The following is a 23,840-nucleotide window of genomic DNA, read 5'->3' as shown; positions in this document are numbered from 1 at the left end:
GGTGGTGGGATTCAGAATACGCGGCGCTGTGGACAGGTCTCCGGTGTCCATGCAGGCGCTCAGGTTGACGAAGCGATAGCGCCCTCGCGCCTTGGCCTCGTACAGCGCCTCGTCAGCCTGCTGAACCAGGCTCTCCGGCGTGGTGCTGCCGTCCGGGATGAGGCTGACAAAGCCGCCTGAGAGTGTCACATGGTTGGCCACGGCCGAGTCCGGGTGATAGCGGCCATCGCGGTCCATGGCGTGCTGCAGGGCCATGGCAAAAGTCAGCCCGCCCTCGGCCGGCGTATTGGGCAGCAGCAACACGAATTCTTCGCCGCCGTAGCGCGCCGCGTAGTCCAGCGGGCGACGGCAGACCTGTTTGAGGATCTCGCCAATGTGGCGCAGGCAGGCATCGCCTTCGATGTGACCCAGGCGGTCGTTGTAGCGTTTGAAGAAATCCACATCGCACAGCAGCAGGGTCAGCGGGCGCTGATCCCGGCGGGCCTGGGCGACATAGTCTGCGAGGCGCTCGTCGAAGCCGCGGCGGTTGCCCAGGCCGGTCAGCTCGTCGTGCAGGCTCTTGTGCCTCAGTTGCTCATTGAGCTCGACCAGGGTCAGTTTGGCCTGCTCCAGCTCGTCGCGCATCCGGATCTGACGCGAAATCGCGTGCAACTTGGCCGCGAGCACCGTGGGCGAGACGGGCTTGAACAGGTAGTCATCTCCGCCGGCCTGTATGCCTTGCAGCAGGTCTTCTTCCTGCACCAGGGCTGAGAGAAACAGGATCGGCGTCCAGTGTCGGCCTTCGTGGGTGCGCACCTGCTTGGACAGCCAGAAGCCATCGTTGTCCGGCAGCAGCACGTCCAGCAGGATCAGTTGGGGTGTCTTGTCGAGAAACACCCGCCAGGCTTGCTGGGAGGTGGTCGCTTCATAGACCTCGTGCCCCAGACGACGCAGTTGCTGGCTCAGGTTGAGCAGCAGGGCAGGATCGTCCTCGACGAGGAGCACGCGCAGGCTGGGCGTATCCATGGAATCTGGCCTCTTGATGTCTGACTGGTTGGAACAGCTTGAGCTTCAAGACAGCAAACTCAGGATCTATTGTGCGCTGCAATATCGCTTTTGCAGGTTGTGACCGGGCAACAAAAAAGGACACCGTGTGGTGTCCTTTCTTCGTGAGGCGGGATCGCGGCGGATCAGACGCGCTTCTTGTACTCGTGCGTACGGGTGTCGATTTCGATCTTGTCGCCGTTTTCGACGAACAGGGGGACCGAGATTTCGAAGCCGGTGCCGACGATGCGAGCAGGCTTCATGACCTTGCCGGAGGTGTCGCCCTTGACGGCGGGTTCGGTTTCGATTTCGCGGACCACGGTGGTGGGCAGTTCGACCGAAATGGCCTTGCCGTCATAGAACACGACTTCAGCTTCCATGCCGTCTTGCAGGTAGTTGATCGCATCGCCCATGTTTTCGGCTTCGATTTCGAACTGGTTGTACTCGGCGTCCATGAACGCGTACATCGGGTCGGCGAAGTAGGAGTAGGTGCAGTCCTTCTTGTCCAGAACGATCTGATCCATCTTGTCGTCGGCCTTGAACACCACTTCGGCGCCAGCGCCGTTCAGCAGGTTCTTCATCTTGATGCGCACGGTGGCTGCACCGCGACCGCCGCGGCTGTATTCAGTCTTCAGGACGACCATCGGGTCCTTGCCCTGCATGATCACGTTGCCAGCGCGGATTTCTTGTGCGAGTTTCATGGTGGATTCCCGATTTGGGGGTCGAATTGGGTCTTCAACGAGGACGAAAAAAGGGGTGCCGTGATCAGCGACCCGATCAAACCGACGGGTGCCACAAAGCAAAGCCTCTCATTTTAGCCTGAGCTTGAGACGAAAGTGAGCAACTGGCTGGTGAGATCTTGCTGTCGGGCCAGTCGATCGCGTGCGTTTTCGCTGTTCCGGCGCCAGGAAGTGTCGGCCTGACGCCAGTCCGGCAGCTTGTCCGGCATGGGGCCGAGGCGGTTCCAGGCCATCCACCAGGCGTGTACCGATGCCTTGAGTTCATCCGGCCAATCGCCCATCCAGCGTGCCATGAAGGCCTCCAGCTTGCCGGCGTGCACGCCGTCGTCCTGCTCGTAGATGTGCCAGATGTGGGGGCGGCCGGCCCACAGGGCGCGCACGGCCGAATCTTCGCCGCGCACCAGGTTCAGGTCGCTGCACCAGAGCAGGCGGTCGAAGTCCTCCTGGGGCAGGGGCGGGAGCTTGTGCAGGCGCAAGGTGGCGTCGGGGTGGGCTCGGGCCCAGTCGGACGCCAGTCCGGTGGCGTGCCCCGGCGTGAGCAGCACCCTGGCACGGGGGGCGGCGGTGGCCAGCCTGTCCAGCAGGTCTGCTACCGGCGCCGAGTCGTAGCAGAACAGCAAGATGGTGCCACCGTGCGCCTGCCGATCGGCCGGCTCACAGGCCAGGTCGACCCCGATCCGGCGCAGGAACGCATCCCTCGATGCCTGCGTGCCGGTTTCGGCCTGCCGCCGCTGGATCAGATCGGGCTCGCGCAGCAAGCCGCCCGTGGCTGGCGTGAAGCCTGGGTAGAAAAAGCGCTTGCTCAGTCCCGCACCCACACCGGACCAGACGGGGGAGCGCAAGCCGTGGCTGCGCTCCACATAGTCTTCCGCGCTCAGGTATTCCAGATTGACCCATTGCGCCGGCTGCCCTTGCGCTGCGCGGGCCTGCATGCGTTCGATGAAGGCGTCCGGTGGGTCGCAGCCAAAAGCCTCGACCACCACATCACCTGCCTTCAGCCCCGGGGTGGTCGATGCGGGCGTTTCTGCGTCGCGCCAGCGCAGCACGGTGACCCCTGGCTGTCCTTGAGCGCCGGGCAGCCCCCAGATTGAGTCGCTCTCCGTCCATTGGAGGTGCGGTGCCATCCAGCTGAGGGCGCTGGGGTCATCGATCCACAGGCGCACCTGTTGGCCACGCTGACCCAGGTCGCAGGCCAGCCGCCAGCACACACCGACATCGCCAAAGTTGTCGATGACACGACAGAAGACATCCCAAAGCATCGCGGGATTATGGCAAGCCCCGCGCAAGCCATGGGTTGTCAGAGACAATCCTGCCTCATGAGTTTGCCGACAGATCCCGATCACGCCGTGAACCCTCAGCCCGATGAAGGCGCCGCAGCTGTGGCCCAGGAGCAGGCGCGCGCGCAGGTCTGGGACAGGCTGCTGGCCGAAGTGGCGTCCCTGCCAGGCTTGCCGGGTGTCTACCGCTACTTCGATGCCCGCGGCGAGGTGCTGTATGTGGGCAAGGCGCGTGACCTCAAGAAGCGTGTTTCCAGCTACTTTCACAAGAACCATGGTGGCTCGCGCATCGGGCACATGGTGTCGCGCATCGACCGCATGGAAACCACGGTTGTCCGCAGCGAGGCCGAAGCGCTGCTGCTGGAAAACAACCTGATCAAGACGCTCAACCCGCGCTACAACATCCTGTTTCGCGATGACAAGAGCTACCCGTATCTGAAGATCTCCACGCAGAGCTTCCCGCGCATGTCCTACTACCGGGGCGCGGTGGACCGCAAGCACCGCTACTACGGTCCGTATCCCAACGCCTGGGCGGTCAAGGAAACCATTCAGCTGATGCAGAAGGTCTTCCTGATCCGCACCTGCGAAGACGCGGTGTTCAAGAACCGCAGCCGGCCCTGCCTGCTCTATCAGATCAAGCGTTGCAGCGGCCCCTGTGTGGACCTGGTCAGCCAGGAGGACTATGCCGCCAGCGTGGGACAGGCCGAACGCTTTCTGCTGGGCGAGCCCGAGGTGGTGCTGGAAGACCTGCAGACACGCATGATGTCGCACGCCGAGCGCCTGGAGTACGAGAAGGCCGCAGAGATCCGCAACCAGATCAAGTCGCTGTCAGCCGTATTGCACCAGCAGTCGGTCGAGACCGTGATGGACAAGGACGTGGACGTGCTGGCCGTCAAGGTGCAGGGCGGTCGTGCCTGTGTGAACCTGGCCATGGTGCGCGGCGGCCGCCACCTGGGCGACCGTGCTCACTTCCCCGTTCATGTGCAGGATCATGTGCTCGCACCAGATGACACGGCCAGTGGCGATGCGGCCGAGCAGGGCGACGCGGATGCATTGACTCATGCCACCGAGGTGCGCGTGCTGGAGGCCTTTCTGGCGCAGCACTACCTGGGCGGCGCGATGCCCTCCATGCTGATCCTCAGCCATCTGGTGGACCCGGAGCTGATCGAGGCCTTGGGCGAGCAGGGCGGGCGCAAGGTGACGGTGGTGTACCAGCCGCGCGAGCAGCGTCGGGCCTGGCTGGACATGGCCATCACCGGTGCCAATCTGTCGCTGGCCCGCTTGCTCAGTGAAGAGGGCTCTCAGCAGGCGCGTACCAGGGCGCTCGTGGAGGCGCTCAACCTTGATCTGGATCTGGACGGGCGCGCTGCCGGCCTGTCGTCCGACGAGTCTGAGGGCCGAGCCGAGGGAGAGCCCGGCGTTGACGCGGCCACGTCGAATGCGACACCAGAGGATGAGGCCGGGTCGGTGGCGCCGGGTGATGATGCCCAGGCCACTGCCACGCGCGATCCCCTGGCCAGCCTGCGCATCGAGTGTTTCGACATCAGCCACACGGCTGGCGAGGCCACTCAGGCGTCCTGCGTGGTCTATGAGCAGCACAAGATGCAGTCCTCGCAATACCGTCGCTACAACATCAATGACATCACGCCGGGTGACGACTACGCCGCCATGAAGCAGGCCCTGACGCGCCGCTACAGCGCGACGGGCACCAAGGCGGCCCGTGTGCCGGACATCGTGCTCATCGATGGCGGCAAAGGGCAGGTGTCGATGGCGCGCGAGGTGTTCGAGACGCTGGGCATCCCCCTGTCCATCATCGTGGGTGTGGAAAAGGGCGAAGGCCGCAAGGTGGGCCTGGAAGAACTGGTGTTCGCTGACGGGCGGCCCAAGCTGCAGCTGTCACCCAGCTCCGCCGCGCTGATGCTGGTGGCGCAGATCCGCGACGAAGCCCACCGCTTTGCCATCACGGGCATGCGAGCCAAGCGCGCCAGTGTTCGCACTGGTGGCAGCCGGCTTGAGGATATTCCCGGTGTGGGGCCGAAGCGTCGGGCCAAGCTCCTGCAGCGATTTGGCGGCGTACGCGGCGTAGCATCGGCCAGTGTGGAAGAGCTGGCCAGCGTCGAAGGCATTTCCCGAGAACTGGCCGAGGAGATCTATCGTGCATTGCGTTGACGTGACAGGTGGCAAGGTGGTCAGGCGTGTGGTGTCGCACGGCTTGTGGTTTGCCGTGGCCTTTGGTGTCGTGGGGTGCAGCCTTTTTGGCAAGAAGGAAGAGCCGGCAGGCGGGGGGGCGAAGCCCGGCGCACCCGCCGTGGCGGTACCCGCGCCAGCACCCACCACGGTGAACACCTCGAAGGGGCCGATCAAGCTGCCCGTGCCCAGCACGCCCCGTAGTTGGGCCGATGCCCGGCTGCAGGCAGCCAATCGCATGGTCCTGGCCAATCCGGACGTGATCTATACCGGCAAGCCACCTGACATCCTGCTGGCCATTCCCGTGCTCACCATCGAGCTCAACGCCGATGGCAGCGTCAAGCACATTGCCGTGATGCGCTACCCCAGCCAGGCGCGTGAAACCGTGGACATGGCCATGGCCGCCGTGAGGCGTGCGGCACCCTTTGGCGATGTCAGCCGCCTGCCCAAACCCTGGAAGTTCAATGAGACCTTTTTGTTCAATGCGGACAAGAAGTTCAAGCCGATGACGCTGGATCAGCGTTGAAGCGCCCTGTTACGGGGCACAATGCACCCATGTTCTGGACCTTGCCCACCTTGCTCACATGGGCGCGGATCGTTGCGATTCCGCTGATCGTGGGCCTCTTCTACCTGCAGTGGCCGATCGCCAAGATCAACTTGTTCGCGAGTGCCTTGTTCGTGGTCGTTGCCCTGACAGACTGGCTGGATGGCTGGCTGGCCAGGCGGCTCAACCAGACGTCCTCCTTCGGCGCCTTTCTGGATCCGGTGGCAGACAAGTTCCTGGTGTGCGCCTCGCTGTTGATCCTGCTGGAGTTCAAGCGGGTGACGGCACCGGTGGCCTTGATCATCATCGGGCGAGAGATCGCCATCTCCGCCTTGCGTGAGTGGATGGCGCAGATTGGCGCATCACGCAGCGTGGCCGTGCACATGCTGGGCAAGCTCAAGACGGCTGCACAGATGGCGGCCATCGTGTTGCTGCTGTACGACGGCGACATCGGTCTGGGCCTGCACACGCGCGTGCTGGGTACCTGGCTGATCTACGTGGCCTGTGGGCTGACCATCTGGTCGATGGTTTATTACCTGCAAAAATCCCTGCCCGACATCCGCGCCAAGGCGCGTTGAATGCGCCGCGCATAAGCCTGGGTGCCAAGCTCATCTCCATCGCTTGCCTGATGTCAAGCGTGCATATCCGCGTCTTCCTCAGGTAGGACGCTTCCATGATTGGGCATAGAATCATTTTCCCGGTTCTCAGCCGGGTCGAGCGGTCCTTACGGTGCTGTCCCCGACCGACTTAGCGCTGCAAGCACGCCAGGATTTTGGAACTCGTTTCGTGGCATCTTTTTTAGGGGATTTTTCGTGAACAAGTCCGAGCTGATTGAACACATCGCCCAGCAGGCCGATATCTCCAAGGCAGCGGCTGGCCGCGCCCTGGAAGCGGTCATCGGTGGTGTGTCTACCACACTGAAAAAGGGCGGCAGCGTGTCGCTCGTGGGTTTTGGCACCTTTGCCGTGAGCACGCGTGCAGCCCGTACGGGCCGCAACCCTCGTACCGGCGACGCCATCAAGATCAAAAAAGCCAAGGTGCCTAAATTCCGTCCGGGCAAGGCACTCAAAGACGCCGTGAACTGAGGCTAGAATAGCGCCTCGTTCGATTTGTCGGGTGCTTAGCTCAGTTGGTAGAGCGGCGCCCTTACAAGGCGTAGGTCGGGGGTTCGAGCCCCTCAGCACCCACCACCGGCAGGTTCAGGAACACGCACGCAATCAACCACTTGGAGTCATTCAAGTGGTTTTTTTGTTTCTGCTTGATCATCTGTCGCCGCTTCATGTCTTGCCTGAGATGCAAGGCATCGTCAGGCATCTGCACAGCCTGGGCATCATGGTGCCTGCGTGACTTGTCGATGGCTCAGTCGTCCACCGTGATGCGATCGACGAGGCGGCGCGTCAGTGGTGCGACTACCAGCACAACAGGAAAGGCAATGCCCCATGCCATCAGCCAGGCTGGCAGCCACTTTTCAACGAGCGCCGGCGTCAAGCCTGTGGTGCGAACTGTGGTGATGCCAGAGACCAGCATCGACATCAGTCCGGAAAGAATCCAGCCAAACACAAAGGGTGCGTATTTCTTGCGAATCATGATGTCACCTCCCTGATGCGCCCGATCGTCTCGGCAAAGTGCTGCCCAAACATGCGGGCCGTCCTGACGTCACCGGCAACGAACGAGTCTGCCGCAGAGCCGTGGCCCGCTTGTGCCATCAGGCCTGACCACGACCCGAGTCGATTGACTGCGTCATCATAGGGGACCCCTTGATGTTGCTCCGGCAGGAAGGGGTTGCCGACCCAGATCATCCCGTGCTGCATGGCAAAGACGAACATGGACGTCAAGGTGGACTGCTTGTCTCCGGCGGGCAATGACGAGACCGTGAACCCGGCTGCGAGCTTGCCTTTGAGTCCCTGTGTCTTCCAGAGGCGGCCTGTGGCATCCATGAATTGCTTGAACGTACCGGACACCCCGCCGAGATAGGTGGGGGAGCCGAATATCAGGCCGTCAAATGGCAACAGGACGTCAGGGTCACGAGTGAGGTCCTCGGCACGGAGCAAGGCCGCTTCGACTGACGACACGCTCTGGGCGCCAGCGAGGACGTGATGGGCGATGTGCTCGGTGTGCCCGTGGGCACTGTGAAAAATGATGGCAATCTTCTTCATGTGAACAACTCCGATGTGCAGTGGGTGGGAGGGATCTCAGGCCGGGCGAACCATGGCCGCAAAAAGGGCTGCGATAACGGTTGCGGACAGGTAGAGGCCAAGGCCGAACACCGTGTGATTGACGAGGCTCCGCAAGCAGTTCTTCAACGGCGTGGGTGTTCGGGATGAGGCAAAGCCCGCGCCCATGGCCGGTTGCATCACGAAAAGTGGCGCGATCACGGTGCATGCCCCCACCGCGATGGCCGGGCCCGGAGTCGGATGGGCTGCCCACCCTGCGCCTTGAACGATCACGAGCAACGCGGCGAAGGCCATCCCGGTTGCGTAGTGCGTGATCCAGCCCCAGGCCGCTTCATGCTGTATTGGTTCGGCCTTGCTGATGGACGGGTGGGCAAACCGGCCTTGAAACAGGTGTCCGACCCAACGCCCGAGGAGGGCGAAGTTCAGCGTGGGTACCCCCATGCGCTTGACGAGCATCAGCCAGAGGTCCATGAACGCCGTGGCCCCGATGCCGATCAGGATGACCTGAAAAATGTCTTGCAGTGATGTCATTTGCGTACCTCCTGGGTTGACGGGTGAATCGATTGAGTTCACTATAGAAGTTGAAGTCAACTTCAAGTCAAGAGGTTTTTGATGGACATTGCAGAGGTGGCCAAACGCTCAGGCGTACCCGCGTCGGCCCTGCGGTACTACGAGAAGAAAGGCTTGATTTCTTCTGTCGCGCCCAAAGGGGCTCGTCGCCGCTTCAGCCCAGCCGTGTTCAACCAGTTGGCGCTGATCGCGCTGGGCCAGGTTGCCGGCCTCTCGCTCGATGAAATCCATTCGATGCTGTCGCCCAGTGGTCACCCTCACATTGACCGCCAGTTGCTGGCAGCCAAGGCCGATGACATCGATGCGACCATCAAGCAGTTGCGTGCGGTGAGTCGAGGGTTGCGGCATGCCGCCGCGTGCCCGGCGCCCAGCCATGCGGAGTGCCCGACGTTCCAGGGCTTGCTCAAGGCAGCGGCTTCAGGTGCGCTGGATCGACAACGCCTGGGGCGCAGGAGCAAGGCCGACGGGCCATGACACAGGCCCGGTAGCCGTGAGGGCGCCGAGCCTGCCTGGGATGTCGGTCCGGGCTGCCTTATTGGGGCTTGCCGAGACGCCCGATGAACGCCCGCACGTGCTGCGCAAAGCCGACCGCGTCTGCCACATTGACCCAGTGCGCGGCCTTGATCTCGCGCCGCTCCAGTTGCGGCACCCAGCGAGACAAGTCTTCGCTCAACCAGGGGCTCACGAAGTTGTCCTTGGTGGCCACCAGTACCAACACCGGCGCTTGTGCATAGCGCTCCCGGGGCGAGAACACCCGCTGGAACACGTTGGCCCGATACAGCCAGACGCCATGCGTGCCATCGCTTACTTGCGTGGGGCGAGGCGTGATCACCGTGCCTTCTGTCAGGCGCACGAGGGCGGGCCAGTGCCTGCCGATGAACCAGCGCCATTGCGCCTCGGGCCACCAGGGCAGCTGGAACATGTACACATACCAGGACTTCAGCATCTGGATGGTGAACTGGTACAGATGCCACGGCGTCGGGCGTCGCAGCCGATCGCGTATCCAGAAGCCCATGTGGTCCAGGCAAGGGCCTGAGCAGGACACATAGGAGGCGATGCGGCCCTTCAAGGCGGGCTCGGTCGCAAACTCCCAGCTTTGCACGGAACCCCAGTCGTGGCCGACCAGGTGCACGGGGCGATCGGGGCTGACCTTGTCGATCACGGCCTTGAAGTCAGCCATCAGCCGATCGAGCCGGTAGGCTGGTCGACCCGTGGGCTTGAAGGAGTCGCCGGCACCGCGCACGTCGTAGGCCACGACGCGGTATTGATCGGCCAGTTGCTCGGCCACCTCTCGCCACTCGCTGCGGTTGTCGGGGTAGCCGTGAACCAGCACGATCACAGGCGCGTCTGCAGGCCCCCAGCTTTCGGCGCGCAGAACGCCATCGGGGCCTTGGACATCGAAACAGGTAGAAGGGATGGATGCGTTCATGAGTTCAAACTGCGAACCTGAGAGCTGGGGTCGACCAGAATCTTGACGTGGTCGGCGGCGGATGCCAGTGTGCCAAAGGCCTCGTCCACGCCGTGCAGGCCGACAGTGCCCGTGATCAGCGGGGCGGCGTCCACTTTGCCCTCGGCGAGCATGTGCAGGGTCTGACGGAATTCGAGCGGTGTGTAGCCGACGGCGAAGCGCAGGTCGATTTCCTTGTTGATGGCGATGGCGGGTTCGATCTGATCGGTCTGCATGCATACGCCCACACCCACGATCCGTGAGAACTGTGGCGTCTCGCTGATGATGGACTGCAGCACACCGGGCACCCCGACGCATTCGAACACGATGGGGCGATTGCGCCCGATGCCCAGCTTCTCGCCGATCGCCCACAGGTGCCACCAGGGCAGGGGGACCTTGTCGAGCTGCTCCTTGGAGCTCAGTGCCAGCTCCAGCAGGCCGGGGATGTCGTTCTGGAAGCCCATGGCTTTCCAGTCTGCATAGGGCGAACTGTGGGCTGGGTCCACCACCTGCGTGGCGCCGCAGCGTGTGGCCATGTCACGCCGCGTGGCAGAGAAGTCGCTGGCGATGATGGTGCGCACGCCTTTGGCCTTGAGCATGCAGATCACCGCCAGGCCAACGGGGCCGCAGCCAATGACGATGGCCACGTCCCTGGTTTTGATCTCGCTGCGCACCACGGCGTGCCATCCCACGGCCATGGGTTCGGTCAAGGCGGCCACGGTCGGTGACAGACCATTGGGTATGCGCAAGGCGAGGGTGGCTTGCACCAGCGTGCGCTCGGCATAGCCTCCTGTGGAATGTGCCGAGAGCCCCACCAGGTCGATGTCCGTGCCACGACGCAGCAGGGGCACCGCCACAATCGGCGTGCCAGGCTTGAACGGCGATCGTGTACGTGGCCCGGCGTCCAGCACCTCACCGCTGAACTCGTGGCCCATCACCACTTCCTGCGATGAGCTCTGCAGCGATCGGTAGCCATGGCGGGACATCAGCTTGCCCCAGTGATCGCAGTGCTGGCGAACATGCAGGTCGCTGCCACAGATACCGCAGCGCAACACCTTGACGAGCAACTGGCCTGTCTCAGGGACGGGGTCCGGGCGCTCTGCCACAGACAGCATCTTGTCTTTGCAAACGACGGCTTTCATGTTCTGCGCCTCAGTGTGAAGTCAGTGCCTTGCGGTCGGCTTCACCGCCAGTGGGATCCAGGCAGATGAAGGCGTCGCGCCCATCTTCGATGCCATAGGCCGGCAGGTTGGATGAGCTGGAGCAGACTTGCCCCTCCTGGGTGAAGACCAGATCGCGCAACCAGGTCACGCGTGTGGGGCTGGGGTAGGCCACGAAGGTCTTGTTGACAGGGTTGAAGCGCAGAATGCGGTCCGACATGTTGGAGGTGATCCAGACTTCGCCAGTGGTGGGATGAATGTTCAGCGCGTAAGGCGTTTCGTATTCATTGGCGGCCAGCAGGGGCAGCTTGTAGGACTCGAAGGTCTTGGTCTTCGTGTCAAAGCGCATCAGGGCGCTGTCGTCGAACGCCGGGATCCACAGGACGCCGTTCTTGTCAAAGCGGGGGCGACGTGGGCCACCCAGCGGCGTGTCGAATTCCTCGATCTCCAGTGTCTTCGGGTCGATGCGGCCGATCTTGTTGCCCAGTAGCTTGGCATACCAGATGGCGCCATCCACCGGGTTCACGTCGATGCCATAGGGCAGGTTGAACAGCTTGTGCCCGCCCGTCCATTTGTGCGGCGAGGTGGTCACGGGCACGTTCTGGCCTGGCCACAGCTTGCCCGAGAGCTTCAGCATGGACGGGAAGGCAGCGTCCACGAACCAGCGCAGCGGGCCGCCTGCTGGCAGCTTGATGATGGTGACCTTTTCGGTCTTGGGATCGAAGCGCACAACCTGGTTGGAGGCCGCCGCCGTGAACCACACCATGCCTTGCTGGTCGATGCGGATGGTGTGCGAATACAGCACGTTGCCGTCACCGATCGGGTAGCTCTTGAACTGCCTGGTCTTCGGGTCGAACGACATCAACTGCGCAGACAGGGCGTTGGTGATCCAGATGCGGCCATCCTTGCCCTGCGCCATGCTGTGCGGGCCGTGCTTGCCGGTGAACACGCCCAGCGGTAGCTGCATCCCGGCGAACATGCCGCCCTTGGGCAGATTGATGTCGGGCAGGGGGTACTGGCTGATCTTGCCGGTCTGGCGGTCCAGCGTCCAGAGGATGTCGTGGCCCTCGTCCGTGCCATAAAGCAGGCCGTCGTCGCCCACGTCGGTATCGTGGATGAAGGACATGGCGTCGCCCACATGCCACTCGATCACCTTGGCGCGAGAGAGCTCGTCGGTGGCCAGGTACTTCTGCATGGTCTGAACGGCTTTGCCGTCGAAGGCCTTGTGCAGGTTTTCGGCGATGGTCTTGTTTTCAGTGCGCGTGAGCAGGGCGCCATACCCTTCCATGCGGGTGATGGTGGCCTCCCAGGCCGAGGTCTCCTTGGGCACGCGGGTCAGCGCATTGCCCACCTGGTGGCAGTAGTTGCACTGGCTGATGAAGGTGCGACGCATCTGCGGGTCTTCCCATTTGACCTGCGTGAGGTGTGCCGATGCGGTCAGGCTGTCCGACAAAGCCTGTGCGTTCTTGAACGGCGTCATCTGGAAGTCCAGCTTCACGGGCGCGTCGTCCTGGCTGATCAGTGGCTTGTTCACATCTTCCAGGCGGTGGTAGCGCGCGCGAACCGTGAGCTTGCCCTTGAAGCCGCTGCGGATGGCGTAAGTGCCGTCCAGCGCGGTGTAGACCGTTTCCTTGCGATCCTTCGCTTCGTTCCACACCGTGACCAGTGCGCCAGAAACGGCCTGGCCATCGGCTGTCGTCACGCGCCCTTGCAGTTGCAGGGCTTGCGCGGTGCCGCAGTGCGCGACCAGGCTCAGGCCGAGTGCGAATACGAGGAGCTTGGGAGCAGCGGGGATGGCAGGGCGTCTCATGATGATCAGGTTGTAGTTAGTCTGACATGGCGCATTGTCTGATCTTATTGACTGTTGGTCAATAGCGATTAAGGAGGTCACTATGTAGAATCGGGGTTGAACGCAGCCCATTCATGACCGCGGGTCAACAGCCATCTTGGAAAACGAACCTCGCCCCATCCGAACACGTGCCAACGATGATGTGGAGAAGGCTGCCCGCCGGGAAGACATCATCGAGGCGGCGCGCATCCTGTACTTGCAGGACTCGCGCGCCTTGCCCTCTGTGGCCCGCATCGCGGAGCAGGCCGGATTGGCCAAGGGCACGGTCTACACCTACTTCACCACGAAGGAGGAGATCTTTGCGGCACTGCTCGCCGACAGCCTGGACGCCTTGCTGTCGCGTCTGGCGCAAGGCTTGAGCAACGGACCGCCCAGCATCGAGCGCCTCATTGATGAATTCGTGTCGTATATCGATGCGCATCCCGAGGTGCCCAGGCTCGACGCCATGGCCTACCAGTTGGAGCGCAATCTGAGCCCGGAGGCCATGCACACGCACAAGCTGCGGGCGACCATGGGACTGGTGGCTGGCGGTGGCCTGCTGGAGGTGGTCATGGGTTTGCCGGCAGGGCGGGGCGTCAAGATCCTGTCACGCATTTACGCCCTGGCGCGAGGCTTGTGGCAGTGGCTGGACTACCCGCCAGAGATGCAGATTGTCCTGAGCGAGCCGGTTTTCGCCCCCATCCGGCCAGATTTCCGCAGCGAGCTCGTCGAGGCGCTGCACGAGTATGTGCGGGGGGCCACGACGCCCTGAGGAGCGGCTGCTGGCCGTGAGGGTTTGCCATGTTGCGGCCCTGCGTCAGCGTCGCCGAAATGAGGGTAACATCGCGGGTCGTCACCATAGCGAAAATTCGAAGGCGAACCTTGGTTCGCCTTTGTGTTGTCTGAGGTGTGCTTTCCTGATTGTTCATGGCAGCGCGCCTCAAGCACGGTTTGCACTCAAGCGGCTCTCGAGAAGGCTGCCACCAACTGGTCCATCACCATGTTTGATTTCGTTCGCAAGCACACCCGTATCCTGCAGCTTCTGTTGATTCTGCTCATCCTGCCGTCGTTCGTGGTTTTCGGCATCCAGGGCTATTCGAGCTTTGCCAGCAACGAAGGGGTTGTGGCCAAGGTCGGCTCGCAGAAGATCATGCAGACAGAGTGGGACAACGCCAACCGCAACGTGGCCGAGAACTACCGCGCGCAGCAACCTGGCATCGATGCCAAGCTGTTCGATACACCCGAGTTCAAGAGCAAGTCGCTGGATTCACTGGTGCGGCAATCGGTGTTGGCTACGGCTGCCTATGACCAGCATCTGAGCGTGCCCGTTTCTCGCCTGACGCGGGCGTTCCTGACCGACCCTCGCTTTGCGTCGCTGCGCAACCCGGACGGCAGCCTCAACAAGCAGTTGCTCGAAGCGCAGGGCATGACACCGGCGCGCCTGGAGGCGTTGCTGCGTCAGGAACTCACGCTGGCCCAGGTGCTGGGTGGTGTGCAGGCGACAGGGCAGACTTCCAAGCTGGCCACACGTGCCGCGCTGGAGGCCATGTTCCAGGTGCGCGATGTTCAGTGGATGAAGATCGAGCCCAAGAGCTTTGCGGCGCAATTGAATCCCACTGCAGAGCAACTGCAGGCCTTCTACAAGGATCCTGCCAACGCCAGCTGGTTGACAGCGCCTGAAAAGGCCGACGTGCAGTATCTGGTGCTCGATGTGGACGCGTTGAAGAAGCGCGTGACCGTCAACGAAGATGACCTGCGTCGCTCCTACAAGGAGAACGAAAAGCGCTTTACCGTGCCGGAAGAGCGTCGTGCTCGCCACATTCTCATCGAAGTCAAGAAGACCGCTTCGGCCGACGAGAAGAAGGCCGCACGCGCGAAGGCCGATCAGTTGCTGGCGCAATTGCGCAAGAACCCATCGCAGTTTGCCGAGCTGGCCAAGAAGAACTCGGACGACCCCGGGTCTGCCAGCAATGGTGGCGACCTGGACTTCTTCGGCCGTGGCGCCATGACCAAGGCTTTCGAGGATGCCGCTTTCGCGCTGAAGCCCGGTCAATTGAGCGATGTGGTGGAAAGCGACTATGGCTTCCATATCATCTTGCTGACGGAAGTCCGCGGTGGCCAGGTGCAGCCTTACGAGGCCGTCAAGGCTCAACTTGAGGACGATGCCCGCAAGCAACTGGCGCAACGTGAATTTGCCGGTGTGGCCGAGAAGTTCACCAACGGTGTGTACGAGCAGTCCGACAGCCTCAAGCCAATCGCCGACGAGTTGAAGCTGGAAGTTCAGACCGCAACCGACGTGCTGCGCGAGCCCGGTGCCAAGGACCAGGGTGTGCTGTCCAATCGCCGCGTGCTGGATGCCTTGTTCGACCCGGCCAATCGCGCCAAGGGCCGCAACACGGAAGCCATTGAAGTGGGCCCCAGCAAGCTGGTGTCGGCACGCATCGTGAAATACAGCCCTGCCACCCGCCAGCCCTTCGAAACGGTTCAGGCTCAAGTGCGTGAACGCTGGATTGCAGCTGAAGCGCTGAAGGCCGCGCGCAAGGATGCCGAGCAGAAGATGGCGCTGTGGAAGCAGTCCCCCGACAAGTCGCAAATGCCTGCTGCGGTTCAGATGTCCGGCAAGACGATTTACAACCAGCCGCCCATCGTGCTGGAGTCCGCCTTGCGCATCCCCGAGAAGCAGCTGCCCGCGTGGACAGTGGTGGATCTGGGCGCAGAAGGCGTGGCGCTCCTGAAGGTCAACAAAGTGCTGCCCATGCAGATCTCCGACCAGGAGTTGAACGAAGCGCAGTCGCAGTACGGCAGCTACTGGGGCAAGGCTGAAGCCGATGCTTATTACCGTGCGCTCAAGCGCCAGTACAAGGTCCAGTTCCTGAATGAAGGCAAGAAGACCATGGACAAGGTCACTGAATCGCAAAAAACTTCGGCGGCTCAGTAAAAACGTAAAAAGCACGCTATAATCGTAGTCTTTCAGCGGTGGCTATAGCTCAGTTGGTAGAGTCCCAGATTGTGATTCTGGTTGTCGTGGGTTCGAGTCCCATTAGCCACCCCACCGAATAAAAAATCCCCTGGTAGTTTGCACTTCCAGGGGATTTTTCTTTGGCCTGACCGAAGTCAGGCCTGGAGTTGCGCTGGTTTACTTCTGTCTCGTCAAGCCGTTGAGAAACTCCTCGATTTCCGGCAGATTCTTCTCAACCAGATTGGTCGCCGTATAGGTCACGTACTGCGTGGAACCTGACTTGTCCGAGGTGTAGTAGCCGATGTAGCTGAGGTTGATGCCCTGCACGTTGGCATCCATGCGCATCCTGACGACCTTGTAGTCGTTGACCACACGGAACTCCTGGGACACGACCCGGGCATTGGGCGCCGTGCGCCTCAGCATCTCGAAAGCCAATTGGGGGAGCCGATCCAGCTCTACCTCTATCTGTTCCGTGATCATCATGCCGTACAGGTCACCCGCCTTGAGCTGAAACCGATACTCGGCCGGACTGGCTCCGGTGTCCGGCTTCTGGAAGAGCCACTTTCTGGGGTCCAGCCAGGTCGCCGATCGGTTCTTGGCGCTTTTGAGCTGGAAGGTCTGGTTGGCGGACTTCTGAAACAGCCCCTTGTTGAAGCTGATCTGCGCACCGGACTTTTCACCCTCGTTGCTGATGTAGCGCCAGGTGCCGTCGTCGTTGAGCAATACCACCGAGCCGTTGTCGGTGACAGCGTTCTGGCTGGCCCAGGTCGCGGCACCGTTGGCTGCGAGCAGGGCAATGAGGAGCGTCTTGGTGAGTGAGGGCAATATGCTGCGCATGGGGACTCCGTGAATATGCTGGCTTTGGTCATCTTGTTTGATACACATGGCCAGTATCCATCGGAGTGAGCCCATGTCAGGCCAACTCAGGGAAGCAAATCACCCATGAATGCTTCGCCAATCAGATTCAAGACTCAATTGTGGTTGGCGCGCAATGTTTTGAGTTGCGCGCGCAGCACGGCAATCGACGCGCTGTGCGCCTTGCGCGCATCTTGCTCATAGCGCTCGATGGCATTGGCACGCAGCGCCAGGCCCTTTTCAACGGCGCTGAGGTACTTGTTGACCGAATAGGTTCGAGGCGTACCGATATAGATGCTGCGGATTTCCGGTTTGCCAGCAAAACGTGGCAGCAACACCGACAGGCCCGCGCTTGGCAATCTGCCTGCCCTGTTGCGCACGATGGGGCCGGAAATACCGGGGGGGAGGTCAGACGTCTTGTTGGCGCCCGACGTCTGCTTGAGCGTTACCGGTGCGGGCGCGGCGGACATGCGTGCCACCAACTCGGAGATGGCGTTGATCAACGCGCGTCTGGGGTCTGCGGCTTCGCCGTCAGAGAACAGCTTGGTGCCTTGATAGCGAACCTGCCATCCATGGGTTGATTGGGAATCAATGCGCTGTATGCCTTGGGGAACCTGGAAGCGTTGACCGTCGGGCAGTGTCACTTCACGGAATTTCATGAGAGAGCCTTGTTTGTTGAATACCGACTCCCTTGTTAATTTGTTGGGATTATGCGGGTTTTGGCCCGGGTTTGTCATGGGCGGTGCAGGCGCTGCACGATGATCCGAGCAGAAAGCATCAACTCTCGGACCTGATACTCAGGGCCCAATATCGGGCTCGCGTTTCTTGGGGGCTGGCAAATCAAGGCCGGCAGCACATCGAGGGCAGAGGCAGGCCTTGTTGAGCAGGTCTGCCGGGATTTGCATGAGCGCCAAGGGGTGAATGGCCGCAGTGGTGCACCAGCATGGCACGTCCAGGCTTCCGGCTCTGGCAGGAGCGCACTGGTTGGCGCCGCCGCACAAAGGGCATAGGTGGTAGGGCAAGGCTTCCATGGTTTTGTGCGGCTCAACGGCAGAAGGCCCTGATGTCGTTTCGCGCGACTTCGCGGTCATATTGATCAGTCGGCTTGCCATTGCCATGGCGAACGGCGCCACTGAGCACGTCCCGCGCGAGCTTGCAACGGGCGGCATCGGAGCCATCCTCCCTCCCACCCGAAAGCGATGGGGAAGGGGGCTTGTACCCAGGGGCAACTGGGGTCACAGGACGTGGCGCAAATTTGCTTTGAGCCCTCAGGTAGTCCGTCGATGGCGTAGATGTTGTGGGCGCCTCAGGGGGCGGCGTGATCCTGACCTCAGCCGCCTTGGCCCCACCTGCATCGGTCTTGCGCTCCGAGTAGTGCGTTTGTCCCTTGTCGTCCACCCATTTGTAAACTTCGGCGTGCGCGACCTGCCAGACGATCAGCGTCGCGATCAAGGTGCAAAACGAGGGCGCGGCAGTGTGCTTGCCAGGCATGTGAGTATCCGGAGGAGAGGAATCAATCAGGCATGAAGGGTCAGAGGCCGGGGGGCGTGGCCGCCTTGGCGTCGTCAACTGCCTGAGGAGGCTCGTCTGCTGCATGGGCCTTTCGCTGAGCCTTCTCTTCCTTCTTTTTTTTCTTTTCCAGCTCTCTCTGACGTTTCTCGAACTGGTAGTTGGGCTTGGCCATGTGCAGCATCCTTTAGTAGTGCTGCCACGATACATCAATTGATGCGTGAACTTGGTGCCGTATGAGGAGATCTTGCCCTGGGATATTCGCCTACACGGCACAAGGTCTTGAGATCAAGGCAAGCCGGTCAAGGTGCCGGGCCAATGGCGCCGTGGCCATCGCTGCGCAGCATCCTGACGAGACCGTTTCGCCTGACGAGTGTGTCCGTGCTGTGGCTCCTGATCTGCATGAGCGTGCCACCCACGTCAAGTGCCGTGCTGATCTCGACCGTGGCACTGTGCCCGTCAGGCGAGATCTTGATGCTGTGGATGGTGTAGGTGGAGTCCAACTGGAGCAGGCCGCCCATCTTTTCGCCAAGTTCTGCCCAGGTCTGATACAGCTCTTTGAAAGACTCACAGGTCTCGGCCTTGCTCTGCGTGGTCTGCGAGGTTTCACGTCCGTGAATCGTGACCTTGCCCGAGGCAGAAAAACGCTCGTCCAGCAACGCGCACATCGCCTCGGGTTGGCGTGCCAGCGTGGCGCGTTCGTAATCTTCGTAAAACGCGCGGACGTGGGTTTCAGAGATCTGGCGTCCGCCAACGAGCAGCCACCAGCTGGCTACGGCCAGCAGTGTCAGCAAAAAGATGATTCTTTTCATGTTGCAATTTATCGATCGAGCACCTTGCCTCGGCTGGCTTTCAGCCCTGAGCGCAGTGATTTGCCTTCGAGCCGACGTTGCTGGGAGCCATGCGTGGGCTTGGTGGGGCGCCGGATCCTGGGTATGTGATGAGCTGCGGCGACCAGTGCCTCCAGTCGCTCCAGGGCTTCTGCCCGGTTCTCTTCCTGGCTGCGCGATGTCTGAGCCTTGATCAGAAGAATGCCTTCCTTGTTGACCCGAGGGCTGCGCAGCTCCAGCAACTTGGCCTTGACGTGGGGGGGCAGCGAAGACTTCTGAATGTCAAAGCGCAAAAGCACGGCGCTGGACACCTTGTTGACGTTCTGCCCGCCTGGGCCCTGAGCCCGCATGGCCGTGAATTCGACCTCATCCGGATGAACAAGCGGTGTCATGTCACTGGGATCAGTGGGGGCAGTGAGGTCGGTGGAGGTGTCCAGGGTCAGTCTTCATCGGGTTCCCAGTCTCCGGCTTCCTCGAACTCGCCGCCTTCCTCCGTCTTTTCGAAGGCCGAATCCACCGGCGAAGACAGCAGCGGGATGATGGTGGGATCGATGTTGGCGATGAGGTTCACATCGTAGGCGCCCTGGTTCCTGGCGTTCTCCATGTAGGCATCGCTTTCCAGGCCGGACAGAAAGCGCCAGCCGCTGTCGGTGGCGCTCACCGGTGTCTCCCGATACATGAACCTGACAGGCAGCCCCTGAACCGCGATCTTGTCGGTGGCGATGCAGGTGCCCAGGTTCGTGACCAGTGGTTTGATCATGTCCGAGGACAGAAATAGTTTTTTGCTCATGTGCTCGCAGGATAAGGGGTGATGGGGCGTCACAAGGTGCGGAGATCAGCGTCCGGGCGTCACGGCTGGTGGCTGCGCAAGTTCTGCAGCCCTGCTGCGTGCCACTTGAGCTCGGGCAGCGTCGTGAAATGACTGGGAAGTCGTGGGGGCGGTGCTGTCCGTTTCATCCCATTTGCTGCGATAGTCCTTGAGGAAGGCGTCATCGGCGCTGCTGTCGCCTGTGCGAGTGGAGATGTATTGCTCCAGTTCTCGCCTCAACTTGCCATAGCGGATGGCGGCGGCCTTGTATTCGTTGCCCTTCTCGGCGTAGCCCATGAAGGTCTGCAGCGCGGCCAGCACGGCCGAGGCGACACTGAGCAGGCCAACTGTGATCTTCACCCAGGTCTGCGGATTGGCATCCAGACTGGCGAACACCGAGGTGCCCACGATCGTGCTGAGCACGACGGTGGGAATGCCAAGCCTTCGGTGCATCTTCTCGCTGTGATTCGAGGCAAGGAACTGTTGAATGTGAGCGATTCGAATGCCTACGAGCCATTCCTTCAATAGTTCTGGTGTGTTCATGATGAGGACAGGTTCAGTTCATATGTGGCGGGATACGCCATTGTGATCGCTGCCAGTGGCCGCTGGCATTGCCGAACCTCAGTCCGGGTGCCAGGTGGCAGGCTGGAAACTGGCTTGGGCGTAGCCATCGCGCGCCATGCCCAGGAACCGGATGGTGTCCGCTCGCAGCGACAGTGACTTCAACTCTTCTGGCGACACAAACCTGGCTGCGGTCGTTTCCGAACCGTCTGCGATGGGCGTGCCGTCTGCCACGTTGGCGCCGAAGATGGTGGCAACCCACGCGATCTTGTCGCCATTGCGATAGTGCGTCTCGCAGCCTGGCCCGCCCGCCACGCCAACGATGTGCGTGAGGCTGGCGACGACCCGGGTTTCCTCCCAGACTTCGCGAACGGCGGCGTCTGCCGGTGTTTCACCAGGCTCGATGATGCCGCCCGGCAAGGTCCAGTTGTCGGAGTCTCGGTCATGAACGAGCAGGATGTGCCCGGATGGGTTCCGTGCAATCACCACAATGGTGGGCAAGAGGACCAGGTCCGTGCCTATCTTCTGGCGCAACGAAGCAAGGAATGGCGGGATGGGCATGGGGTGTGAAGGTTGTATTGCAGGGCGCGTTGTGTCTGAAGGGCTGCGTTGAACTTTGCGTCAGCGCAAGGCTCGGGGTTGCAACGCGCCTAGCATGCTGATGAGAGGGTGTGCCTCTGACAGGGAGTCATGGTAATGGCAACGCGAATTTCTCTGGATCGCATTTCCGAGGTCAATCAAGGCTGGGGTATATGCGGGTTTTGTTCCATGATCGCAGCGCTTCACAAGAAGGGCGTTGTGAGTCTGGGCGATGTGCCCGAGGCTTATCTGCCTGATCTCGAATTGAACGTGGTCTTTGATTACCTCGAAACACTGCAGAAGGAAAACTCGCCACTGCTATGGGAGATTCAGGACTTCACGCAGGCCTTCGAACACACGAAGAGCTTCTCGGTCATTGATTTCCTGCAGAGACGATACACCGTGGAGATCAAGGCGTCGGACGCCATAGGGGCCGCCATGCCGATTCGAGCCGTGATGGATTTTCTGAAACGGCACGGTGCCAATCCCTATCAGATCTCGCCGGTTGACGAGCACAAGGGCAACACGATCATCGGGTTGGGAACGGGGCAGAACACGGGCCCCCGCGCCAAGTGGAACGGTTTGGCGCACTGGGTGTACATGTACTACCCAGGCTCGATCTACCAGAACGGCGCGATGATATCGCTGGCAGACGTCAAGAAGCAGGCTCAGGACATGGCTGGCGAGACCTGGATCACCATGTGTCAGATCGGGATCTAAGCCCGCCACAGCTCACTTGAACGGGCTTGCCTGTAGAGATGTCTGGCTCAGTTCGGAACGGCCGCTTCGACCAATTGCCCCAGCAGTGTCAAGGACTCCTGCCAGCCAAGGTAGCAGGCTTCCGCCGGTATCACATCCGGGATGCCAGCCTGCACAACATTCAGCTCCGTCCCGCAGGATACGTCTTTCAATTCCACGGTCACCTCGATGACGCCGGGCAAGTTGGGGTCATCAAACTTGTCCGTGTAGCGTATACGCTGGTGAGGTATCAGTTCAAGATATTCGCCGCCAAATGCATGGGTATGGCCGGAGCTGAAGTTCGTGAAGGACATCCGGAAGGATCCGCCAACAGTCGGCTCCATGTGGTGCATGCTGGCCGTGAAACCATGGGGCGGTAGCCATTTCACCAACGCTTCCGCATCCAGGAACGCCCGGTAGACCCGTTCGGGAGGTGCGCGCAGAACGCGATGCAGTCGGATCGTGTGTGGCATGTGGCTGGCTCCTTGCGTGATCTCTTGGTTGCAGGTGGTGGTGTCACAGACCAAGCTCGACGCCGAGTCGATCAAGGTTCTGCTCGTTGGCTGGCTCGACGATGTGTTTGACCGCCTGAGCGACAGCTGGGTCTGCAAAGGCCTGATCCCAGCGCAGCAAGGTGCCGCCAGGCGCGGGCTCCAAGGAAATGGTGAGCTGGAAGTGAGGCTGACATACATGCTGTATGACCACTCGCCGGTCTTCGTCAATGTGGGTGAACATGGCCTCGTTGGGATAGGTCGTGCCATCCGGTCCGATCATGGTGAAGATCCACTTTCCGCCGGCTTCAAACTCAAACCTGTCGAATCTGTTGGAAAAGCCTGCGGGGCCCCACCATCGCGCGAGGCGCACTGGATCCTTCATGGCCTCGAAGACTGCACCAGGTGATGCAGCCAGGAGGCGAGTGGTACTGAAAGTCGTCATCAGGGCGCTCCTGTGTGTCAGTTTGGCTTGGTAGGTGGATGGCCGAAGCGAGGGCCTGGGTGCGCTGGGCGATCGCTCATCGGCACCTCGCCAGGACTTCGGCTTCGGTCTTCACTTCGACACCGTTGCAGAAATAGTAGGGCGTTGCGCAGTACATGAAATTTCGACCAATGCTTCTGGATTCTGCTCGCGTCGTGATGAGTGCGGGTGTTTGTGCTTCGTACTTCGCAATGCACATGTCGGCACGCCTTGATATCACCGACACGCATTCATTTTGCTCGAGGTTGAACCGACTTTTGGCATCCGTGCAGGCACCCAGTGCGACATCCTTCCAGAGCGCGAAGTGAGCCTGACGAGGTATGGGCGTGGCTTCAACTGTTTTCAGGCTGTAATTCCTGGTGGGGTTGCTTTGTTGAGCGGCCACCTCGCTCAAGCCGGATGCGAGCAGGCAAGAAAGCAGGCACACAAGCTGGGGCGCAAGAAGTGAGCGGCGTGTAGGCATGATTCGATTGCAATTGGTTCACTGGAAAAGCGATTCGGCAGACCCCAGGGCAATCATCGCAATGACGGTGCCAAGCCACAGTGGAAACAAGGGGCGCTTGACATATTGGCTTCCAAAGTTCGAGACGACATGTCTGCTTTGCGCGTAACCAGAGAATATGTACCAGACGACCGTGAACGCAGATGCCATGGAACTCGCCAGCAAGACACCCGCCAGCTCCCAATGTATGGAGAGGGTGCTGTATAGCGAAGCGATTGTCACGACCACGCTGAGAAGCCACCAGACCAGAGCTGAACGCGTTCGGTAATTCAGGGTCCGGCTGTTCAAATAGTGGATGGTGGTGCCAAATAGAGGCGTGAGAGACATGCTCCAGAAAGCGGCGATATCAGGTCCCCAAAGCGCCAGGTTGGTGGCCTGCGTGGCAGGTCTCTGGCAAGGCTGATCTTCACCATCGAGCTGATAGGCGCCTTCTTCATATTCGGCCAGCACCTGTTTTGCGCGCTCGACAAATGACGCGGGGACCTGAACCCGAACACCCCCTACAGCATTCGCCATCCAGGAGTGTGCCTGGACCAGATTCGCATCTGCGACGCAGGAGGGTATGCCCGCTGCT

The 23,840-nt window shown here is 61.2% G+C and carries 30 protein-coding genes, 2 tRNA genes and 1 pseudogene; 10 read left to right on the top strand and 23 right to left on the bottom strand.

Annotation, left to right across the window (positions count from 1 at the left end; genetic code table 11):
• The 3 genes from VFW93_RS17610 to earP form a co-directional block, all read right to left on the bottom strand.
• Window positions 1-1,005: GGDEF domain-containing response regulator (locus VFW93_RS17610; protein ID WP_329695255.1), on the bottom strand; the 1,005-nt coding region annotated here is incomplete at its 3' end.
• Window positions 1,006-1,169: 164 nt separating this feature from the next.
• Window positions 1,170-1,724, bottom strand: coding sequence for an elongation factor P (gene efp, locus VFW93_RS17605; RefSeq protein WP_035040407.1), 555 nt, complete (start codon window positions 1,722-1,724; stop codon window positions 1,170-1,172).
• A gap of 113 nt (window positions 1,725-1,837) precedes the next feature.
• Window positions 1,838-3,022, bottom strand: coding sequence for an elongation factor P maturation arginine rhamnosyltransferase EarP (gene earP / locus VFW93_RS17600; protein ID WP_329695254.1), 1,185 nt, complete (start codon window positions 3,020-3,022; stop codon window positions 1,838-1,840).
• A gap of 57 nt (window positions 3,023-3,079) precedes the next feature.
• On the opposite strand from earP, the gene uvrC reads away from it, so the two are divergent.
• From uvrC to VFW93_RS17575, 5 genes are all read left to right on the top strand, one after another.
• Window positions 3,080-5,209, top strand: coding sequence for an excinuclease ABC subunit UvrC (gene uvrC / locus VFW93_RS17595; RefSeq protein WP_329695253.1), 2,130 nt, complete (start codon window positions 3,080-3,082; stop codon window positions 5,207-5,209).
• A complete protein-coding gene (locus VFW93_RS17590; protein WP_329695252.1) occupies window positions 5,196-5,753 on the top strand; it encodes a hypothetical protein in 558 nt (185 codons plus the stop codon). Before uvrC ends, VFW93_RS17590 begins: the two co-directional genes overlap by 14 nt.
• Before the next feature lie 29 nt (window positions 5,754-5,782).
• Entirely contained in the window at window positions 5,783-6,349 is a 567-nt protein-coding gene (gene pgsA, locus VFW93_RS17585) for a CDP-diacylglycerol--glycerol-3-phosphate 3-phosphatidyltransferase (RefSeq protein ID WP_329695251.1), read from the top strand.
• 234 nt (window positions 6,350-6,583) lie between these two features.
• Window positions 6,584-6,856 (top strand): HU family DNA-binding protein, encoded by a 273-nt coding sequence (locus tag VFW93_RS17580; RefSeq protein WP_329695250.1) that lies wholly within the window; start codon window positions 6,584-6,586, stop codon window positions 6,854-6,856.
• A 29-nt stretch (window positions 6,857-6,885) separates the two neighbouring features.
• Window positions 6,886-6,961 (top strand) — tRNA-Val (locus VFW93_RS17575).
• A 169-nt stretch (window positions 6,962-7,130) separates the two neighbouring features.
• On the opposite strand, the gene VFW93_RS17570 is transcribed toward VFW93_RS17575, so the two are convergent.
• The 3 genes from VFW93_RS17570 to VFW93_RS17560 are packed head-to-tail and all read right to left on the bottom strand — an operon-like array spanning window position 7,131 to window position 8,476.
• The gene (locus tag VFW93_RS17570) at window positions 7,131-7,358 is read right to left on the bottom strand and encodes a DUF2798 domain-containing protein (protein WP_329695249.1); all 228 of its coding nucleotides are present in this window, start codon (window positions 7,356-7,358) and stop codon (window positions 7,131-7,133) included.
• Window positions 7,355-7,927, bottom strand: coding sequence for a flavodoxin family protein (locus tag VFW93_RS17565; protein ID WP_329695248.1), 573 nt, complete (start codon window positions 7,925-7,927; stop codon window positions 7,355-7,357). The genes VFW93_RS17570 and VFW93_RS17565 overlap by 4 nt, the downstream gene beginning before the upstream one ends.
• A gap of 36 nt (window positions 7,928-7,963) precedes the next feature.
• Window positions 7,964-8,476, bottom strand: a complete 513-nt coding sequence (locus VFW93_RS17560) for a DUF2938 domain-containing protein (RefSeq protein ID WP_329695247.1) — start codon at window positions 8,474-8,476, stop codon at window positions 7,964-7,966.
• Between the two features lie 81 nt (window positions 8,477-8,557).
• On the opposite strand from VFW93_RS17560, the gene VFW93_RS17555 reads away from it, so the two are divergent.
• A complete protein-coding gene (locus tag VFW93_RS17555) occupies window positions 8,558-8,989 on the top strand; it encodes a helix-turn-helix domain-containing protein (RefSeq protein ID WP_329695246.1) in 432 nt (143 codons plus the stop codon).
• Window positions 8,990-9,047: 58 nt separating this feature from the next.
• Here the strand turns inward: VFW93_RS17555 and VFW93_RS17550 are convergent, their stop codons facing one another.
• The 3 genes from VFW93_RS17550 to VFW93_RS17540 are packed head-to-tail and all read right to left on the bottom strand — an operon-like array spanning window position 9,048 to window position 12,932.
• The gene (locus VFW93_RS17550; protein ID WP_329695245.1) at window positions 9,048-9,944 is read right to left on the bottom strand and encodes an alpha/beta fold hydrolase; all 897 of its coding nucleotides are present in this window, start codon (window positions 9,942-9,944) and stop codon (window positions 9,048-9,050) included.
• On the bottom strand, window positions 9,941-11,104 hold the full coding sequence (locus VFW93_RS17545) for a zinc-binding dehydrogenase (RefSeq protein WP_329695244.1): 1,164 nt from the start codon (window positions 11,102-11,104) through the stop codon (window positions 9,941-9,943). The genes VFW93_RS17550 and VFW93_RS17545 overlap by 4 nt, the downstream gene beginning before the upstream one ends.
• 10 nt (window positions 11,105-11,114) lie before the next feature.
• On the bottom strand, window positions 11,115-12,932 hold the full coding sequence (locus tag VFW93_RS17540) for a carboxypeptidase regulatory-like domain-containing protein (RefSeq protein ID WP_329695243.1): 1,818 nt from the start codon (window positions 12,930-12,932) through the stop codon (window positions 11,115-11,117).
• Between the two features lie 136 nt (window positions 12,933-13,068).
• Here VFW93_RS17540 and VFW93_RS17535 point away from each other — a divergent pair, with 136 nt between their 5' ends.
• The 3 genes from VFW93_RS17535 (at window position 13,069) to VFW93_RS17525 (ending at window position 16,002) form a co-directional block, all read left to right on the top strand.
• Window positions 13,069-13,722 (top strand): TetR family transcriptional regulator, encoded by a 654-nt coding sequence (locus tag VFW93_RS17535; protein ID WP_329695242.1) that lies wholly within the window; start codon window positions 13,069-13,071, stop codon window positions 13,720-13,722.
• A 228-nt stretch (window positions 13,723-13,950) separates the two neighbouring features.
• The gene (locus VFW93_RS17530) at window positions 13,951-15,888 is read left to right on the top strand and encodes a peptidylprolyl isomerase (RefSeq protein ID WP_329695241.1); all 1,938 of its coding nucleotides are present in this window, start codon (window positions 13,951-13,953) and stop codon (window positions 15,886-15,888) included.
• 38 nt (window positions 15,889-15,926) lie between these two features.
• Window positions 15,927-16,002 (top strand) — tRNA-His (locus tag VFW93_RS17525).
• A gap of 84 nt (window positions 16,003-16,086) precedes the next feature.
• Here VFW93_RS17525 and VFW93_RS17520 read toward each other — a convergent pair.
• From VFW93_RS17520 to VFW93_RS17480, 10 genes are all read right to left on the bottom strand, one after another.
• A complete protein-coding gene (locus tag VFW93_RS17520; RefSeq protein ID WP_329695240.1) occupies window positions 16,087-16,746 on the bottom strand; it encodes a hypothetical protein in 660 nt (219 codons plus the stop codon).
• Between the two features lie 134 nt (window positions 16,747-16,880).
• Window positions 16,881-17,423 carry a hypothetical protein gene (locus VFW93_RS17515; protein ID WP_329695239.1) on the bottom strand — a complete coding sequence of 181 codons (543 nt, stop codon included), beginning with the start codon at window positions 17,421-17,423 and terminating at the stop codon, window positions 16,881-16,883.
• A gap of 138 nt (window positions 17,424-17,561) precedes the next feature.
• Window positions 17,562-17,795 (bottom strand): cysteine-rich CWC family protein, encoded by a 234-nt coding sequence (locus VFW93_RS17510; protein WP_329695256.1) that lies wholly within the window; start codon window positions 17,793-17,795, stop codon window positions 17,562-17,564.
• 13 nt (window positions 17,796-17,808) lie between these two features.
• Window positions 17,809-18,255, bottom strand: coding sequence for a DUF4124 domain-containing protein (locus VFW93_RS18945; protein ID WP_414639722.1), 447 nt, complete (start codon window positions 18,253-18,255; stop codon window positions 17,809-17,811).
• Window positions 18,256-18,295: 40 nt separating this feature from the next.
• Window positions 18,296-18,448, bottom strand: coding sequence for a hypothetical protein (locus tag VFW93_RS17505; protein ID WP_329695238.1), 153 nt, complete (start codon window positions 18,446-18,448; stop codon window positions 18,296-18,298).
• A gap of 127 nt (window positions 18,449-18,575) precedes the next feature.
• Entirely contained in the window at window positions 18,576-19,085 is a 510-nt protein-coding gene (locus VFW93_RS17500; RefSeq protein WP_329695237.1) for a nuclear transport factor 2 family protein, read from the bottom strand.
• 8 nt (window positions 19,086-19,093) lie between these two features.
• Window positions 19,094-19,495, bottom strand: a complete 402-nt coding sequence (gene arfB, locus VFW93_RS17495; protein ID WP_329695236.1) for an alternative ribosome rescue aminoacyl-tRNA hydrolase ArfB — start codon at window positions 19,493-19,495, stop codon at window positions 19,094-19,096.
• Between the two features lie 47 nt (window positions 19,496-19,542).
• Window positions 19,543-19,893, bottom strand: coding sequence for a DUF2185 domain-containing protein (locus VFW93_RS17490; RefSeq protein WP_329695235.1), 351 nt, complete (start codon window positions 19,891-19,893; stop codon window positions 19,543-19,545).
• A gap of 45 nt (window positions 19,894-19,938) precedes the next feature.
• Window positions 19,939-20,454 carry a DUF4231 domain-containing protein gene (locus VFW93_RS17485; RefSeq protein ID WP_329695234.1) on the bottom strand — a complete coding sequence of 172 codons (516 nt, stop codon included), beginning with the start codon at window positions 20,452-20,454 and terminating at the stop codon, window positions 19,939-19,941.
• 78 nt (window positions 20,455-20,532) lie between these two features.
• Window positions 20,533-20,973 (bottom strand): NUDIX domain-containing protein, encoded by a 441-nt coding sequence (locus tag VFW93_RS17480; protein WP_329695233.1) that lies wholly within the window; start codon window positions 20,971-20,973, stop codon window positions 20,533-20,535.
• Between the two features lie 267 nt (window positions 20,974-21,240).
• On the opposite strand from VFW93_RS17480, the gene VFW93_RS17475 reads away from it, so the two are divergent.
• Window positions 21,241-21,771: a hypothetical protein gene (locus VFW93_RS17475; RefSeq protein WP_329695232.1), complete on the top strand. Its 531-nt coding sequence runs from the start codon at window positions 21,241-21,243 to the stop codon at window positions 21,769-21,771.
• A 47-nt stretch (window positions 21,772-21,818) separates the two neighbouring features.
• Here VFW93_RS17475 and VFW93_RS17470 read toward each other — a convergent pair whose 3' ends face one another.
• The 4 genes and pseudogenes from VFW93_RS17470 to VFW93_RS17455 all read right to left on the bottom strand — a co-directional run.
• Window positions 21,819-22,262, bottom strand: a complete 444-nt coding sequence (locus VFW93_RS17470) for an SRPBCC family protein (protein WP_329695231.1) — start codon at window positions 22,260-22,262, stop codon at window positions 21,819-21,821.
• 43 nt (window positions 22,263-22,305) lie between these two features.
• On the bottom strand, window positions 22,306-22,665 hold the full coding sequence (locus VFW93_RS17465) for an SRPBCC domain-containing protein (RefSeq protein ID WP_329695230.1): 360 nt from the start codon (window positions 22,663-22,665) through the stop codon (window positions 22,306-22,308).
• A 136-nt stretch (window positions 22,666-22,801) separates the two neighbouring features.
• Entirely contained in the window at window positions 22,802-23,227 is a 426-nt protein-coding gene (locus tag VFW93_RS17460; protein WP_329695229.1) for a hypothetical protein, read from the bottom strand.
• Between the two features lie 18 nt (window positions 23,228-23,245).
• Window positions 23,246-23,840, bottom strand: a pseudogene (locus tag VFW93_RS17455) (hypothetical protein); the annotation flags it as partial.

Origin of the sequence: Aquabacterium sp. (genome assembly GCF_036279675.1) — a bacterium.
Lineage (GTDB): Bacteria > Pseudomonadota > Gammaproteobacteria > Burkholderiales > Burkholderiaceae_C > Aquabacterium.
The sequence above is the reverse complement of the archived record's forward strand: the minus strand, read 5'-3'. Positions and strand labels throughout refer to the sequence as shown.

Bases quoted from the DNA above. Each gene is read 5' to 3' on its own strand.
- VFW93_RS17555 (WP_329695246.1), top strand. From the start codon at position 8,558: ATGGACATTGCAGAGGTGGCCAAACGCTCAGGCGTACCCGCGTCGGCC.
- efp (WP_035040407.1), bottom strand. From the start codon at position 1,724: ATGAAACTCGCACAAGAAATCCGCGCTGGCAACGTGATCATGCAGGGC.
- VFW93_RS17530 (WP_329695241.1), top strand. From the start codon at position 13,951: ATGTTTGATTTCGTTCGCAAGCACACCCGTATCCTGCAGCTTCTGTTG.
- earP (WP_329695254.1), bottom strand. From the start codon at position 3,022: ATGCTTTGGGATGTCTTCTGTCGTGTCATCGACAACTTTGGCGATGTC.
- pgsA (WP_329695251.1), top strand. From the start codon at position 5,783: ATGTTCTGGACCTTGCCCACCTTGCTCACATGGGCGCGGATCGTTGCG.
- VFW93_RS17465 (WP_329695230.1), bottom strand. From the start codon at position 22,665: ATGAAGGATCCAGTGCGCCTCGCGCGATGGTGGGGCCCCGCAGGCTTT.
- VFW93_RS17475 (WP_329695232.1), top strand. From the start codon at position 21,241: ATGATCGCAGCGCTTCACAAGAAGGGCGTTGTGAGTCTGGGCGATGTG.
- VFW93_RS17485 (WP_329695234.1), bottom strand. From the start codon at position 20,454: ATGAACACACCAGAACTATTGAAGGAATGGCTCGTAGGCATTCGAATC.
- VFW93_RS17505 (WP_329695238.1), bottom strand. From the start codon at position 18,448: ATGGCCAAGCCCAACTACCAGTTCGAGAAACGTCAGAGAGAGCTGGAA.
- VFW93_RS17515 (WP_329695239.1), bottom strand. From the start codon at position 17,423: ATGAAATTCCGTGAAGTGACACTGCCCGACGGTCAACGCTTCCAGGTT.
- VFW93_RS17500 (WP_329695237.1), bottom strand. From the start codon at position 19,085: ATGAAAAGAATCATCTTTTTGCTGACACTGCTGGCCGTAGCCAGCTGG.
- arfB (WP_329695236.1), bottom strand. From the start codon at position 19,495: ATGACACCGCTTGTTCATCCGGATGAGGTCGAATTCACGGCCATGCGG.
- VFW93_RS17460 (WP_329695229.1), bottom strand. From the start codon at position 23,227: ATGCCTACACGCCGCTCACTTCTTGCGCCCCAGCTTGTGTGCCTGCTT.
- VFW93_RS17470 (WP_329695231.1), bottom strand. From the start codon at position 22,262: ATGCCACACACGATCCGACTGCATCGCGTTCTGCGCGCACCTCCCGAA.
- VFW93_RS17570 (WP_329695249.1), bottom strand. From the start codon at position 7,358: ATGATTCGCAAGAAATACGCACCCTTTGTGTTTGGCTGGATTCTTTCC.
- VFW93_RS17520 (WP_329695240.1), bottom strand. From the start codon at position 16,746: ATGCGCAGCATATTGCCCTCACTCACCAAGACGCTCCTCATTGCCCTG.
- VFW93_RS17510 (WP_329695256.1), bottom strand. From the start codon at position 17,795: ATGGAAGCCTTGCCCTACCACCTATGCCCTTTGTGCGGCGGCGCCAAC.
- VFW93_RS17565 (WP_329695248.1), bottom strand. From the start codon at position 7,927: ATGAAGAAGATTGCCATCATTTTTCACAGTGCCCACGGGCACACCGAG.
- VFW93_RS17560 (WP_329695247.1), bottom strand. From the start codon at position 8,476: ATGACATCACTGCAAGACATTTTTCAGGTCATCCTGATCGGCATCGGG.
- VFW93_RS17490 (WP_329695235.1), bottom strand. From the start codon at position 19,893: ATGAGCAAAAAACTATTTCTGTCCTCGGACATGATCAAACCACTGGTC.
- VFW93_RS18945 (WP_414639722.1), bottom strand. From the start codon at position 18,255: ATGCCTGGCAAGCACACTGCCGCGCCCTCGTTTTGCACCTTGATCGCG.
- uvrC (WP_329695253.1), top strand. From the start codon at position 3,080: ATGAGTTTGCCGACAGATCCCGATCACGCCGTGAACCCTCAGCCCGAT.
- VFW93_RS17545 (WP_329695244.1), bottom strand. From the start codon at position 11,104: ATGAAAGCCGTCGTTTGCAAAGACAAGATGCTGTCTGTGGCAGAGCGC.
- VFW93_RS17550 (WP_329695245.1), bottom strand. From the start codon at position 9,944: ATGAACGCATCCATCCCTTCTACCTGTTTCGATGTCCAAGGCCCCGAT.
- VFW93_RS17540 (WP_329695243.1), bottom strand. From the start codon at position 12,932: ATGAGACGCCCTGCCATCCCCGCTGCTCCCAAGCTCCTCGTATTCGCA.